This window comes from Sphingopyxis sp. H073, assembly GCF_001468395.1.
Taxonomy (GTDB): domain Bacteria; phylum Pseudomonadota; class Alphaproteobacteria; order Sphingomonadales; family Sphingomonadaceae; genus Sphingopyxis.
In genome coordinates, this window is record NZ_LNSG01000006.1 from 137,010 (window position 1) to 150,644 (window position 13,635).

12 protein-coding genes are annotated in these 13,635 nt (G+C 66.4%); 6 read left to right on the top strand and 6 right to left on the bottom strand.

The genetic code is table 11. The features are described 5' to 3' along the window. Positions 1 to 9 precede the first annotated feature (9 nt). Positions 10 to 1,683, bottom strand: a complete 1,674-nt coding sequence (locus ATE64_RS13240; protein WP_058455102.1) for an alkaline phosphatase family protein — start codon at positions 1,681 to 1,683, stop codon at positions 10 to 12. Between the two features lie 136 nt (positions 1,684 to 1,819). On the opposite strand from ATE64_RS13240, the gene ATE64_RS13245 reads away from it, so the two are divergent. The 5 genes from ATE64_RS13245 (at position 1,820) to ATE64_RS13265 (ending at position 6,191) form a co-directional block, all read left to right on the top strand. Further along, complete coding sequence (locus ATE64_RS13245; RefSeq protein WP_331458605.1) at positions 1,820 to 3,859, top strand: thioredoxin family protein; 2,040 nt, start codon at positions 1,820 to 1,822, stop codon at positions 3,857 to 3,859. Next, on the top strand, positions 3,859 to 4,599 hold the full coding sequence (locus ATE64_RS13250; protein ID WP_058455101.1) for a TlyA family RNA methyltransferase: 741 nt from the start codon (positions 3,859 to 3,861) through the stop codon (positions 4,597 to 4,599). The genes ATE64_RS13245 and ATE64_RS13250 overlap by 1 nt, the downstream gene beginning before the upstream one ends. A 76-nt stretch (positions 4,600 to 4,675) precedes the next feature. Continuing rightward, positions 4,676 to 5,233 carry a TspO/MBR family protein gene (locus tag ATE64_RS13255; RefSeq protein WP_058455100.1) on the top strand — a complete coding sequence of 186 codons (558 nt, stop codon included), beginning with the start codon at positions 4,676 to 4,678 and terminating at the stop codon, positions 5,231 to 5,233. Between the two features lie 35 nt (positions 5,234 to 5,268). Continuing rightward, complete coding sequence (locus ATE64_RS13260; RefSeq protein WP_058455099.1) at positions 5,269 to 5,598, top strand: accessory factor UbiK family protein; 330 nt, start codon at positions 5,269 to 5,271, stop codon at positions 5,596 to 5,598. Positions 5,599 to 5,684: 86 nt separating this feature from the next. Next, positions 5,685 to 6,191: a YbjN domain-containing protein gene (locus ATE64_RS13265; protein WP_058455098.1), complete on the top strand. Its 507-nt coding sequence runs from the start codon at positions 5,685 to 5,687 to the stop codon at positions 6,189 to 6,191. 4 nt (positions 6,192 to 6,195) lie between these two features. On the opposite strand, the gene ATE64_RS13270 is transcribed toward ATE64_RS13265, so the two are convergent. The 5 genes from ATE64_RS13270 to ATE64_RS13290 form a co-directional block, all read right to left on the bottom strand. After that, entirely contained in the window at positions 6,196 to 7,149 is a 954-nt protein-coding gene (locus ATE64_RS13270; protein WP_058455097.1) for a right-handed parallel beta-helix repeat-containing protein, read from the bottom strand. Between the two features lie 142 nt (positions 7,150 to 7,291). Continuing rightward, positions 7,292 to 9,916, bottom strand: a complete 2,625-nt coding sequence (metH, locus tag ATE64_RS13275; RefSeq protein WP_058455096.1) for a methionine synthase — start codon at positions 9,914 to 9,916, stop codon at positions 7,292 to 7,294. A 141-nt stretch (positions 9,917 to 10,057) separates the two neighbouring features. After that, positions 10,058 to 11,107 (bottom strand): homocysteine S-methyltransferase family protein, encoded by a 1,050-nt coding sequence (locus ATE64_RS13280; RefSeq protein WP_058455095.1) that lies wholly within the window; start codon positions 11,105 to 11,107, stop codon positions 10,058 to 10,060. Then, complete coding sequence (metF, locus tag ATE64_RS13285; protein WP_058455094.1) at positions 11,104 to 12,042, bottom strand: methylenetetrahydrofolate reductase; 939 nt, start codon at positions 12,040 to 12,042, stop codon at positions 11,104 to 11,106. The genes ATE64_RS13280 and metF overlap by 4 nt, the downstream gene beginning before the upstream one ends. After that, positions 12,039 to 13,025, bottom strand: a complete 987-nt coding sequence (locus ATE64_RS13290; protein ID WP_058455093.1) for a metalloregulator ArsR/SmtB family transcription factor — start codon at positions 13,023 to 13,025, stop codon at positions 12,039 to 12,041. Before ATE64_RS13290 ends, metF begins: the two co-directional genes overlap by 4 nt. 230 nt (positions 13,026 to 13,255) lie before the next feature. Here ATE64_RS13290 and ATE64_RS13295 point away from each other — a divergent pair, with 230 nt between their 5' ends. After that, positions 13,256 to 13,576 carry a hypothetical protein gene (locus tag ATE64_RS13295; RefSeq protein ID WP_058455092.1) on the top strand — a complete coding sequence of 107 codons (321 nt, stop codon included), beginning with the start codon at positions 13,256 to 13,258 and terminating at the stop codon, positions 13,574 to 13,576. Positions 13,577 to 13,635: the final 59 nt, after the last annotated feature.

Below are 13,635 nucleotides of genomic sequence, written 5' to 3' on the forward strand. Positions count from 1 at the left end.
CTTCTTTGCTTAGCGGCAGCTGCTCTCGGGTCCCGAGAGGAGGTCGAGGCAGCGCCCGTCGATCTTGCCCGCGTCGAGCGGCACGCCGATCACCGACGCGAGCGTCGGCAGGATGTCCACCGTCATCACGGCGTTCGGTTGCTCGAATCCGGTAAGCCCCTTGCGCCAGAAGAGGATCGGCACACGGCGATCATAATCCCACACCGATCCGTGCGTCGCGACATAGCCCATGCCCGATTCGGGGATCGGGGTGACGCGCGGCTTCAGCACAACAAGGAAATCGCCCGAGCGCTGCACATTGTACGAGGCGCGCAGCTTGTCCATCAGGCTCCACACGTCGGGCGACCGCTTCGAGATCGGATATTTGGCCAGTTCCTCGCCGGTCACGACCGCCTCGACCTGCGGATGCGCGCGATAACGGGCGAGCAGTTCGGTCATCGCCGCCTTGCGCTGCGACGGGGTCAGCGCCTTCGACAGATACATGTCGCCGAACGGGCCGTCGCTGTAGAGCAGGGGCTGCGGCAGGCCGAGCTTTTCGGCGACCGCCTTGCCCATCGCGTCGGGATCGAGCGCCTTGTCGACGCGCTCGGCGGCCGGCCAGGCATTCTGGCGGTTGCGTTCGGGCAGGTCGTGGCCGCCATGATCGGCGGTCAAGGCGACGACATAGTCGATCCCCGTCGCGTCGAGCCGGGCGAAGAAGTCGCCGAGCTCGCGATCGAGCGCGAGCATCTGCATGCACATCTCGCTGCCTTCGGTCCCGGTGCTGTGGCCGACATAGTCGGTCGCCGACAGGCCGAGGATGAGGAGGTCGGTCGTATCGCCCTCGCCCAGCCCCCGCGCCTGACGGAGCGCCGCGCCCGCCGCGAGCACCGCGCCATCGGCCTCGGGCGACGCCATGAAGCGTCGGAAGTCGCCGCCGTCGCGTTGGAAGCGGCCGGTTCCGACACTGCCGCCCTTGTCGAGCGGAATCGCGATGTCATGCGACGCGCAGTCCGCCGGCAGCGTCGCCGCCGGGCGCGGCTGCGCGATCGCGGCGGCGATCGCGGTGCCCGCCTGCTGCGCGGTCGGCGACAACGTCGTACCCCGGTAGCCGGTCAGCCCGGTCGGGACGAGCCACATCAGCTCGTCGGCCTTGTGCCCCCCCATCATGATTGCCGCGCGGTCCTTGCCCGCGACCGATACGACCTGCGCCTTCGGGTTCGCCGCCTTCATCAGGTCGCCGAGCGTCGGCACCAGCAGATGGTTCACCGACGGGGCATATTTTCCGCTGCCGGAGGTCGTGCCGGCGACGGTCTCGTCCTCGGCGCAATAGACCCGCTTGTCGTCGCGCGAGACCGACAGGTCGAAATAATTGTTGGCGATGATGCCCGTGTGCGCCGGGTGGTTGCCGGTCAGGATCGTCGAATGGCCGGGGCAGGTTTCGGTCGCGGCGTGCGACTGATAGCCCGCCGGGAAGACGACGCCCGAAGCGAGGCGCGCGAGCCCGCCGGTGAAGTGGCTGCGATATTCGGCGAACAGGTCGGCCGAGAACTGGTCGACCGCGATCACGACGACAAGTTTGGGCGCGGGGGTTGATGCCGTAACCTTCGCCGGGGGCGCACCCGAACTCTGTGCAAGCACCGCGCCCGTCGCGGTGATCGAAAGCAGGGCGGCCAGCGTGATTTTTGCGGCGGTGGCGAGCATTTTCGTCTTCACGGGCAGCTTCTCCGATTGGGGGGTCGTCAGCGCGGGCTGTCCTCTCGACGAAAGCCGCCTATATGGCAAGCCCGGAACGAAGGACGGCGACAGGCGGAGTGTGGAATTGCGGAAAGACGTTTTTGTGACAGGCCTGGGACGCGCGCTGCTGGCCCTGCTCGCGCTCGCGATGCTGTCGCTCGCACCCGCGCGCGCCGAACCGCCGCACATCACGGCAAAGCTCGTCGCCGAATCGCCCGCCCCGACCCCCGGCGGAAGCACGTCGCTCGCGCTGACGATGACGCCCGAGAAGGGCTGGCACGGCTATTGGACCAACGGCGGCGACGCGGGTTTCGGCCTGTCGGTCGAATGGAACGCGCCCGAAGGGGTCACCGTCAGCCCGTTTCGCTATCCGGTTCCCGAACCGCTGATCCTCTTCGGCATGATGAACCATGTCTATGAGCATCCCTATGCGCTGCTCGCCGATGTAAAGGTCGACAAGAGCGTCGCGCCGGGAACCGACCTGACGCTGACCGGCATCGCCAACTGGCTCGCCTGCACCGACAAGGTGTGCGTGCCCGAAAAGGCGGTGATCTCGGTCGCGCTGAAGGCGGGCGACGGCCAGATCGCGCCCGCGACGCGCACGCAATTCGACCCGTGGCGCGCCAGACTGCCGCAACCGCTCGACCGGGCGGGAAAATGGGAGCGCAAGGGCGACCGCGTGCGCTTCGCCATCCCGCTGCCGGTTGGCACCACGCTCGACGCGCCGCACCTGTTTCTCGAAACGCAGAATATCGTCGACTACCCGGCAGCGCAGGGCTTCAGCCGCAACGGCGACTGGATCATCGTCGAGACGGCGGCGAAGGGCGACGCGGCCGGGCGCGCCGAAGGCCTGCTCAAGCTCGGCGACGGCCGCGGGCTCACCGTGCATTTCGAGCCCGGCGCTGTTCCCGCAAAAGGCGAAACGATCGCGGTCGCGCCCCGCGCGGTCGACATGAACCTGTTCTGGACCGCACTCGGCGGCGCGATCCTCGGCGGACTGATCCTGAACCTGATGCCGTGCGTCTTTCCGATCCTCAGCCTCAAGGCTTTGAGCCTCGCCCGGTCGGGCGGTGACGCGCGCGCGGCGAAGGTCGAGGCGCTGGCTTATACCGGCGGCGCCGTGCTGACCGCGCTGCTGCTCGGCGGCGCGCTGCTTGCGCTTCGCGCTGCGGGCGAAGAGGTCGGCTGGGCCTTCCAGCTCCAGCATCCGGTCAGCGTGCTCGCGCTGCTGATCCTCGCGATCGCAATCACCATGAACCTCCTCGGCAGCTATGAGCTCCCTTCGTTCGGCGGCGGCCAGGCGCTCACCGAAAAGAGCGGCGCCGCGGGCGGCTTCTGGACCGGCGCGCTCGCCGCCTTCGCCGCGACGCCGTGCAGTGGACCGCTGCTCGGCGCGGCGCTCGGCGCGACCTTGGTGCTGCCTGCCTGGGCGGCGCTGCCGATCTTCGGCGGGCTCGGGCTCGGGCTTGCCCTGCCCTTCCTTGCCATCGGCTTCGTGCCCGCGCTCCGCAAGCGGCTGCCCAAACCCGGACCGTGGATGGCAAAGTTCCGCAAATGGATGGCGCTGCCGATGGGGCTGACCGCGCTCGCGCTCGGCTGGCTGCTGTGGCGCCAGGTCGGCGACGGTAACCTGATCGTCTGGCCGCTCGTCGCCGTCGCGATGACGGTCGTGCTGCTCGCCCACTACGGCTCGATCCAGCGCGGCGACCGGCGCGCGTGGCTGCTCTATACGGCGGGGCTGCTGTTCGTCGTGAGCCTGGCGGGAACGGTGAGTGATGTGGCGCAGGCCGAGCGGCAGGCCGACGGCGCAGGATCGACCTTCTCGCCCGCCGCGCTTGCCGAGGCGCGCAAGTCAGGCAAGCCGGTGTTCATCTATTTCACCGCCGACTGGTGCCTGTCGTGCAAGGCGAACGAGGCAGGCGCGATCAACCGCGAGGCGGTGCAGGCGGCGTTCGAGGCAAAGGGAGTCGTGACGCTCGTCGGCGACTGGACGAACGGCGACCCCGTCATCACGCGCACCTTGGCCGACCATGGCCGCAACAGCGTGCCGCTCTATCTCTGGTATGCACCGGGAGCGAGCGAGCCCGAAATCCTGCCGCAGATTCTGACCCCCGGTCTGCTCATCGACAAGGCCGGCGGCTGATGGCGAAACAGCGCGCCGACCAGCTGCTCGTCGACCGCGGCCTTGCCGAGAGCCGGACGCGGGCGCAGGCGCTGATCCTCGCCGGGCTCGCCTTCGTCGGCGACCGCAAGATCGACAAGGCGGGTCAGCAGATCGCCGAGGAAGCAGAGGTCAGCGTCAAGGGCCGCGACCATCCGTGGGTGTCGCGTGGCGGCATCAAGCTCGATCATGCGCTGACCCATCTCGGCTGGGACGTGACGGACGCGGTCGCGATCGACGTCGGATCGTCGACCGGCGGCTTCACCGACGTGCTGCTGAGCCGCGGCGCGGCGCGGGTTTATGCGGTGGACTCTGGCACCAACCAGCTTGCGTGGAAATTGCGGCAGGACGAGCGTGTGATCGTCCACGAACAGACGAGCGCGCGCATCCTGACTGCCGACCATATTCCCGAGCCCGTCGATCTGATCGTCTGCGATGCCAGCTTCATCGCGCTGTCGAAGGTGCTGCCGGTGCCCATGAGCTTCGCGAAAGACGGCGCACGCCTAGTCGCGCTTATCAAACCGCAGTTCGAGGCGGCGCGGCACGAGGTCGGCAAGAAGGGCGTCGTGCGCGACGCCGCGGTGCACGAACGCGTCTGCGGCGAAGTCCGCGGCTGGCTGACCGGCGAAGGCTGGGATGTGCTCGATCTGGTCGAAAGCCCGATCACCGGTCCCGAAGGCAATGTCGAATTCCTGATTGCTGCGACCAAGCGAGCCGCTTGACGGCGCAAATTCCAGCCGCGACACCTGTCATCCGCAGAATCGCCGATATGTTCAAAGATTCAGGGACCAGATCCGCATGACCGAGATTGCTACGCCCGGCCAGTTACGCATGTCCTATTGGCGCTGGGCGATGGTCACCGTGCCGTCGATCGTGCTGGTCGGCAGCCTGATGGGACTGTTGTCAAACAGCGGCTACAACAATCGCTGGTTCGCCGCGCTCGATCTGCCGAGCATCGTTCCCCCGGGATGGGTGTTCGGCGTCGCATGGACGATCCTCTATATTTGCATGGGTCTGGCGCTCGCGATGGTGCTCCATGCGCGCGGTGCGAAGGGGCGCGGTTTTGCACTGCTGCTCTTCTTCGTCCAGCTGATCGCCAATTTCGCCTGGTCGCCGCTGTTCTTCGGCGCGCATCAGGTGACGAGCGCGCTCTATCTGATCATCTTCATCCTGATGGTGACGGTCGCGACCTTTTTTGCCTTCCTGCCGATCCGCAAGGCGGCGGCATGGCTGCTCGTGCCCTATATCGCGTGGCTCTGTTTCGCGAGCGTGCTGAATTTCCAGATCGATCAAGCCAATCCCAATGCTGAAAACGAAGGGGTTGTGATCCCCGCCGCGACTACCCAGATAGGATGAAGGGCAACGGGTTCTCCCCCCTGGAAGGAAGTGAAATGCAAAGCGAAAACCGGATTTTCGACGATCTGGCCAAGATGATCAACGGCATCGCCGGAACCGTCGCGGGCGCCGGCCGCGAGGCCGAAGCCGCAATGCGCGAGCGCGCGAAGGAATTCGTCGGCCGCATGGACTTCGTCAGCCGCGAGGAATTCGAGGCGGTGAAGGAAATGGCCGCCAAGGCGCGCGCCGAAGCCGAAACGCTAAAGGCGCGGCTCGACAAGCTGGAAGGCGCGTCGAAGCCCGCTGCGGCGCCGAAAGCTGCTGCCGCGCCAAAGCCGGCTGCAAAGCCCGCCGCCAAATCGGCTCCGCGCAAACCCAAGGCCTGACGCCCGCCCATTTATGCACAGGACAGTCCCCGAAGGCGGCGGGACGCGGACTCGCGTCTTCGCCGCTTTCGGTCTAAGGCCCGCGCATGACCGACGATATCTACGACGACGATGACGGCCAGGAAGCGGCGCCGATCGACATGATCGCCTCCTATTTCGCCGCGCACGACTGGCCGCACGAGATGGTCGGCGAGGACGAGATCGTCGCGACCGCGCAGGGCAGCTGGACGACTTACGAACTGCGCGCGGTGTGGCGCGCCGAGGATGGCGTGATCCAGCTGCTCGCCTTCCCCGACATCCGCGTCGTCGAAGACAAGCGCACGGTCGCGCACGAGGCGCTGGCGCTGATCAACGAACAGCTGTGGCTCGGTCATTTCGAGCTCTGGTCGAACAGCGGCACGATCCTGTTCCGCCACGGCATGCTGCTCGGCAACGACGCGCAGCTGCCGCTCGACCTTGCCGAAACGCTGATCGAAAGTGCGATCGACGAGTGCGAGCGCTTCTACCCCGTGTTCCAGTTCGTGCTGTGGGGCGGCAAGACCCCCGCGGAGGCGCTCGCCGCGTCGCTGATCGAGACGCGCGGCGAGGCGTAACGCCTCACCTCTTCTCGAAGCGTTTCAGTCCCGGTCCGATCGTGTTGGCGCCGATCGCGAGTGGTTCGCCGCTCCAGTCGGCGACGAATACCGACTGACGGCCGATCCCCTCGGGGATGCTCGCGCGATTGCCCTCGACGACCAGCCCGCGCGACGGGTTCTTGCGCTCTTCGGCGGCGACCGCGATGATCGCCGAGTAATTTTCCTTGTCGCGACCCTGCACGAACAGATTGTTCGCAATCCGGCCGACCGACCCCGACGGCAGGTCGATCATATAGTTGGTCGCCGTCCCCTGCGTATCGTCGAAGCTGTTGTCCACGATCTCGACATCGGCTGCGCGGGTCTTGAGATAATGGCCGCCGCTGCCCTTTTCGAAGCGGGTATGCGTCACCACCACGCGGCCATAGAGGCCGGTATAGACGCTGTGCGCGCAGCTGAGCCCGCGGTCGCAGCGGCCGAGCCGCGAGAAGGTCGATCGGTCGATCGTCAGCGTCGCTTCGGCGTCGTCGCCGGTGAGGATGCCTTCCTCGCTGTTGCGGAACAGGCTGTTCGCAATGTCGAGATCGCTCTGTTCGAGGCGGATGCCCGCGCCATTGCCGTCGGGGACGCGCAGGTTCTGGAAGACGATGCCGTCGACCTTCGCGCCGCGCCCGCGCAGGACGAGCGCCGCCTTGCCCTCGCAGGTCACGCCGTCGAAGATCGCTCGGCCGGGCTCGACCGCGACGAAGGCGATGCGGCCGGCGGTCTGCACCGCGCAGTCGCGGTGATATCCGGACGAGATCCGGATCGTCGCTTCGCCGTCGCCGATCGCATCGACCGCATCCTGCAGGCGGTTGAAGCCACGCCCGTCGACGCTGAAGGGCGCGCCGCCGGTCTGGGCGGGGAGCGGCGCCGGCGCGAGCAGCAGCGGCAGGGCGAGCAGCGGCAGCAACGGCCGGCGAAGGAGAGCCATGAACATGCGCGGTCTATAGCGGTTTCCGCCGCGTCCGTCGTGCCCGAAGCTGGTTAATCGCGCGCCTGTCTCGCTATCGGACGACCCTGCATCGAGATATTAAACCGTCGTCACCCCCGATCAAATCCGGGGGGACGAGCTTTTGGTATCAATCCAGATTCGGGCGCAGCCAGCGCGTGGCGGTCTCAAGATCGACCCCGCGCCGCGCGGCATAATCCTCGAGCTGGTCGCTGCCGATCCGCGCGACGCCGAAATACTGGCTTTCGGGGTGGCCGAAATAGAAACCGCTGACCGCCGCCGTCGGCAGCATCGCAAAGCTTTCGGTCAGCACCAGCCCGGCGTTCTCGTGGGCCGCGAGCAGGTCGAACAGGATCGGCTTCAAGCTGTGATCTGGGCACGCCGGATAGCCCGGCGCCGGCCGAATGCCGCGATATTCCTCCTTGATCAGCGCCTCGTTGGTGAGCTGTTCGCCCGGCGCATAGCCCCACAGCGTCGTGCGGACATGCTGGTGCAGCCGCTCGGCGAACGCCTCGGCAAAACGGTCGGCGAGCGCCTTCAGCAGGATGTCCGAATAATCGTCCTTGTCGGCGCGGAAGCGCTCCGAATGCGGTTCGATGCCGTGGATGCCGACCGCGAATCCGCCGATCCAGTCGCCCGCGGGGTCGATGAAGTCGGCGAGGCACATATTGGCGCGGTCGCGGCTCTTCTTGATCTGCTGGCGCAGGAAGGGAAGCGTCACATGGCGCTCCTCATCGGCGAGGTGGATCGTCACGCTGTCGCCATCGCGCGCGCACGGCCAGAAGGCGCAGACACCGCGCGCGGTCAGCCATTTCTCGGCGATCAGCTTGTCGAGCATCGCGTCGGCGTCGGCCTTCAGCGCTTGCGCGGTCTCGCCGACCACCTCGTCGTCGAGGATCGACGGATAGGTGCCGTGGAGTTCCCACGCGCGGAAGAAGGGCGTCCAGTCGATGCATTCGCGCAAATCCTCGAGCGACCAATCGTCGAAGCGGTGCAGGCCGGGTTGCAGCGGCGGCGCGGGCTTGTCGCTGAGATAGGCATCGTAATAGTTGGCGCGCGCTTCCTCGATGCTGAGCAGCACGCTCTGTCCCTTGCCCGCGCGCACGTCGCGGATATGCTCATATTCGGACTTGTAGCCATCGACGAACGCGTCGCGCCCGGTATCGCTCACCAGCGAGGTCGCGACCCCGACCGCACGGCTCGCGTCGAGAACGTGGAGCACCGGCCCCTTGTATGCGGGGTCGATCCGCAGCGCCGTATGCACCTTCGACGTCGTCGCGCCGCCGATCAACAGTGGCAGCGTCATGCCCGCGCGCTGCATCTCCTCCGCCACCGTCACCATCTCGTCGAGCGAAGGGGTGATCAGGCCCGAGAGGCCGATCATGTCGGCGTCATTCTCGTTCGCCGCCTCCAGGATCTTGCTCCACGGCACCATCACGCCGAGGTCGACGATCTCGAAGCCGTTACATTGCAGCACGACGCCGACGATATTCTTGCCGATATCGTGGACGTCGCCCTTGACGGTCGCCATCACGACCTTGCCCTTGCCCTTCGCGCCGGGTTCCTTCGAAGCCTCGATGAAGGGCAGCAAATGCGCCACGGCCTTCTTCATCACGCGCGCCGATTTCACCACCTGCGGCAGGAACATCTTGCCCGATCCGAACAGGTCGCCAACGACGTTCATTCCGTCCATCAGCGGGCCCTCGATCACCTCGATCGGACGGTCCATCTGTTGCCGCATCTCCTCGGTATCGTCGACGATATGCGCGTCGATGCCCTTGACCAGCGCATGTTCGAGGCGCTTGCGCACCTCCCAGCCGCGCCATTCCTCGGCCGCCTTTTCCTGCGCGGCATCCTTGCCCTTGTAGCGTTCGGCGAGCGCGATCAGGCGCTCGGTCGGGGTCAGGTCTTCGCCTTCGACCTTGCGATTGAGGATCACATCCTCGCACGCCAGACGCAGTTCGGGGTCGATCGTGTCATAGACGTCGAGCTGGCCTGCGTTGACGATCGCCATGTCGAGTCCCGCAGGGATCGCATAATAGAGGAAGACGCTGTGCATCGCGCGGCGGACCACCTCGTTGCCGCGGAAGCTGAACGACAGGTTCGACAGACCACCCGAAAAATGCGCGTGCGGGCAGCGGATGCGGATTTCCTTCACCGCCTCGATGAAATCGACCGCATAATTGTCATGCTCCTCGATCCCCGTCGCGACGGCGAAGATATTGGGGTCGAAGATGATATCCTCGGGCGGGAAGCCGATGCCGGTGAGCAGCTTGTAGGCGCGCTCGCAAATCTCGATCTTGCGCTCTTTGGTGTCGGCCTGTCCGACCTCGTCGAACGCCATCACGACGACCGCCGCACCATAGGCCATGCATTTGCGCGCGTGGGCGAGGAAGGGTTCCTCGCCTTCCTTCATGCTGATCGAATTGACGATCGGCTTGCCGGGGACGCATTTGAGGCCGGCTTCGATCACGTCCCATTTCGAGCTGTCGATCATCACCGGGATACGCGCGATATCGGGCTCGGCGGCGATGAGCTTGAGGAAGGTCGTCATCGCATATTCGGCGTCGAGCAGGCCTTCGTCCATATTGACGTCGATCACCTGCGCGCCGTTCTCGACCTGCTGACGCGCGACCTCGACCGCCGCGGTATAGTCGTCGGCGAGGATCAGCTTCTTGAACGCAGCCGAGCCGGTGACGTTCGTGCGCTCGCCGATGTTGACGAAGCTGGAGGAGGCGGAACTATTCTCGGTCATCGGGCTCTTCTTCTTCCTCCCGCTGGTGGGAGGGGGTGATGGGAGTCACGTGCCTCCCATCACGGGAGGGTCTGTCTCAAATCTCGGGCGACGGGAAGCAAACAGGCCCTCCCCTCGCCCCTCCCGCAAGCGGGAGGGGAATTATGCCGCCATCGTGAAGGGCTCGAGCCCCGCCAGCCGCGTACGCACCGCCACCTCGGGAATCTGCCGCGCCGGCAGCCCCTCGATCGCTTTCGCCATCGCGGCGATATGCGCCGGGGTCGATCCGCAGCAGCCGCCGAGAATGTTGACCTGGCCATGCTCGGCCCACTCGCGGACGAGACCCGCGGTCGTGTCGGGCAGCTCGTCATATTCGCCGAGCTCGTTCGGCAAGCCCGCGTTCGGATAGACCATCACCAGCGCATCGGCGAGTTCGGACAGCACCTTCACATGCGGGCGAAGCTGCGCCGCGCCGAACGAGCAGTTGAGCCCGATCGTCAGCGGCTTTGCATGGCGCACCGCGTACCAGAAGGCTTCGACCGTATGCCCCGACAGGTTGCGGCCGCTCAGGTCGGTCAGCGTCATCGAGATCATCAGCGGCAGCTCGCGCCCGACCTTCGCCTCGGCCTCGAGCGTCGCGGCGATCCCCGCCTTGGCGTTGAGCGTATCGAAGATCGTCTCGATCAGGATGAAGTCGGCGCCGCCCTGGGCCAGTGCAACGACCTGTTCGAGGTAGACGTCCTTGAGCTCGTCGAAATCGATCTCGCGAAAGCCGGGGTTGTTGACGTCGGGCGACAGCGACAGCGTCTTGTTCGTGGGCCCGACCGCGCCCGCGACGAAGCGACGACGCCCGTCGATCGCTTCATATTTCACCGCGGTCTCACGACCCAGCCGCGCACTTTCGATATTGATGTCGGCCACGAGCGCCTCGGCACCATAATCGGCCTGGCTGATCCGGTTCGCGCTGAAGGTGTTGGTCGACACGATATCCGACCCGGCCGCCAGATAGGCCTCGCCGATCGCGGTCACGACATCGGGGCGCGTCAGCGCGAGGATGTCGTTATTGCCCTTCTGATCGTGCGACAGGCCGAGGCTGCCAGCATAATCGCCCTCGGCCAGCTTGCGGAGCTGGATCTGGGTGCCCCAGCCGCCATCGGTGAGCAGGATGCGCTCCTTCGCCGCCGCCTGCAGCGCTTCGCGTGCTGATGTCATGCCGCCTGATCCTTTGCGTTCGCGACCGGCCGCAGTCCCAGCAAGTGGCAGATCGCATAGCTGAGTTCGGCGCGGTTCAAGGTATAGAAGTGGAAATCGCGGACCCCGCCGGCGTAAAGGCGGCGGCACATTTCGGCGGCGATTGTCGCCGCGACGAGCTGGCGCGCGGCGGGATGATCGTCGAGCCCGTCGAACAGCGACACCATCCACGCCGGGATCGCAGTGCCGCACATATCGGCCATGCGCCGCGTCTGCGAGACGTTCGACACCGGCAGGATGCCCGGAATGATCGGCGCGGCGATCCCCGCCGCCGCCGCCGCATCGCGGAAGCGCAGGAAGGCCTCGGGAGAGAAAAAGAACTGCGTGATCGCTCGCGTCGCGCCCGCGTCGAGCTTGCGCTTCAGATTGTCGAGGTCGGCCTCGGCGCACGACGCATCGGGATGCACCTCCGGATAGGCGGCGACCGAAATGTCGAACGGCGCCACGGCCTTCAGTCCCGCGACCAGTTCGATTGCATTGGCATAGCCATCCGGGTGCGCGCGATAGGGCTCGCCGCCGGGCACATCACCGCGCAGCGCGACGATATGGCGCACGCCCGCCTCCCAATAGGCCCGCGCGACCTCGTCGATCTCCGCGCGCGAGGCTTCGACGCAGGTCAGATGCGCCGCGGGCGGGACCGCGCTTTCGGCCGCGATGCGCGCGACGGTGGCGTGCGTGCGCTCGCGCGTCGATCCGCCGGCGCCATAGGTCACCGAGACGAAGCTGGGCGCCAGCGGTTCGAGGGTGCGGAACGTATCCCACAGCTGCGCCTCCATTTTCTCGGTCTTCGGCGGGAAGAACTCGAAACTGACGCCGATGTCGCCATCCAGATTGGCGAACAGCGGCGAGGCCGCCGCGCGGCGCGCCTCCGCCAGCGAGTTGAGGTTCGAGGTCATGCGGCCAGCCTTTTATTTTGCCCGCCCTCGGCGACGGGGGGTTGATCTTCGTCGCTGCGCCGGCGGCCGAGCCACAGCTTCACGGCCAGGTCGCCGCCTTCCAGCGTCTGGGTGGTTTCGAGCAGCAGCCCCGCCGAGGCGAACCAGCCGCGGATCTGCGCATCCGAAAAGCCGAGGCGCGCGTGCGCGCCGAGCGTGCGCAGCTCCTCATCCTCATGCGGCGCGAAATCGACGATCAGCAGATGGCCGCCGCCGCGCAGCACGCGCGCCGCCTCGGCGATCACACGGTCGGGTTCGTGCGCGAAATGGAGCGCCTGATGGATGACGATGCTGTCGGTGCTGGCGTCGGCAAGCGGCAGATGCAGGAAATCGCCCTGAACCAGGTCGATCGGCAGCGGCTGGCCCGACAGTTTCGTGCGCGCGATGCGGAGCATTTCGGGGCTGCGATCGAGCGCGGTGATCCGGCGCGCGGTGGGCGCGAAAATCTCCGCCATCCGGCCCGTTCCCGTACCGATGTCGAGCAGATGACCGAGCCGGCGATTGTGCATCATCGCGAGCATCGCGGCCTCGACCTCGCTCTCGGCGACGTGGCGCGACCGGATCGCATCCCATTCGGCGGCATGTTCGGCGAAATAGCGCTCGGCGGCCGCCGCGCGCTCGTCGCGCACCGCAGCCAGCCGGCGCGCATCGTGCGCGATCACCAGCGCCTCGCGCGCCGAAAAGGGCCAGCCGCCCGCCTGCGCGATGATATCGGCGACGGGACCCTTTTCGACGACCCGCAGGAACACCCAACTCCCCTCGCGCCGCCGCTCGACAATCCCTGCCTCGGCGAGGATGCGGACGTGGCGCGATACGCGCGGCTGGCTCTGGTCGAGCACCGCGGCCAGCTCGCCGATCGCCAGTTCCATCTCGCGCAGCAGCGCGACGACCCGCAGGCGCGTGGGGTCCGCAAGGGCGCGAAAAATGTCGAGCAGCTCGGTCATATATTCACATATAAAGCTTTCTTTATATCTGGTCAACCAGTCCGCAAGCCGCGATTTCCGCCGCTGGCGAATCGGCAGGCCCGAAATTACGACAAATGGCGGGCATCCTTGAAAAAAGGTCATTGCACGCCATTTGGCGAGGCGGTAATTCTGCCCGCGATTGGCAAGTTCACGGGATCGATTGGTTCCCATGCCGGTCGATCCGTTCAAACCGAGAGGGGTATTCCCATATGAAGAAATCGATCACTCTGTCGCTCGTTCTGGCCGCCACGATGGGCCTCGCCGCTTGCGGTGAAAAGGCTGCCGACGACGCCGCCACCACCGAAACCCCGGCGACCGAAACCGTCGAAGGCGCTGCCGACGGCGCGATGCAGGCTGCCGAAGGCGCTGCCGACGCAGCTGCGACCGCTGGCGACGCCGCCAAGGAAGCGACCGATGCCGCTGCCGCTGGCGACGCTGCCAAGGCTGCCGACAAGGCGACCGAAGCCGCCGACGCTGCGAAGGAAGCGACCGACGCCGCCAAGGGCGCGATGGAAGAAGCCAAGAAGTAAGCTTCTTTCCGGCCGTTGCGGCCGAAAGGATCGAGGGGTCGTCGGCACGCGCTGGCGGC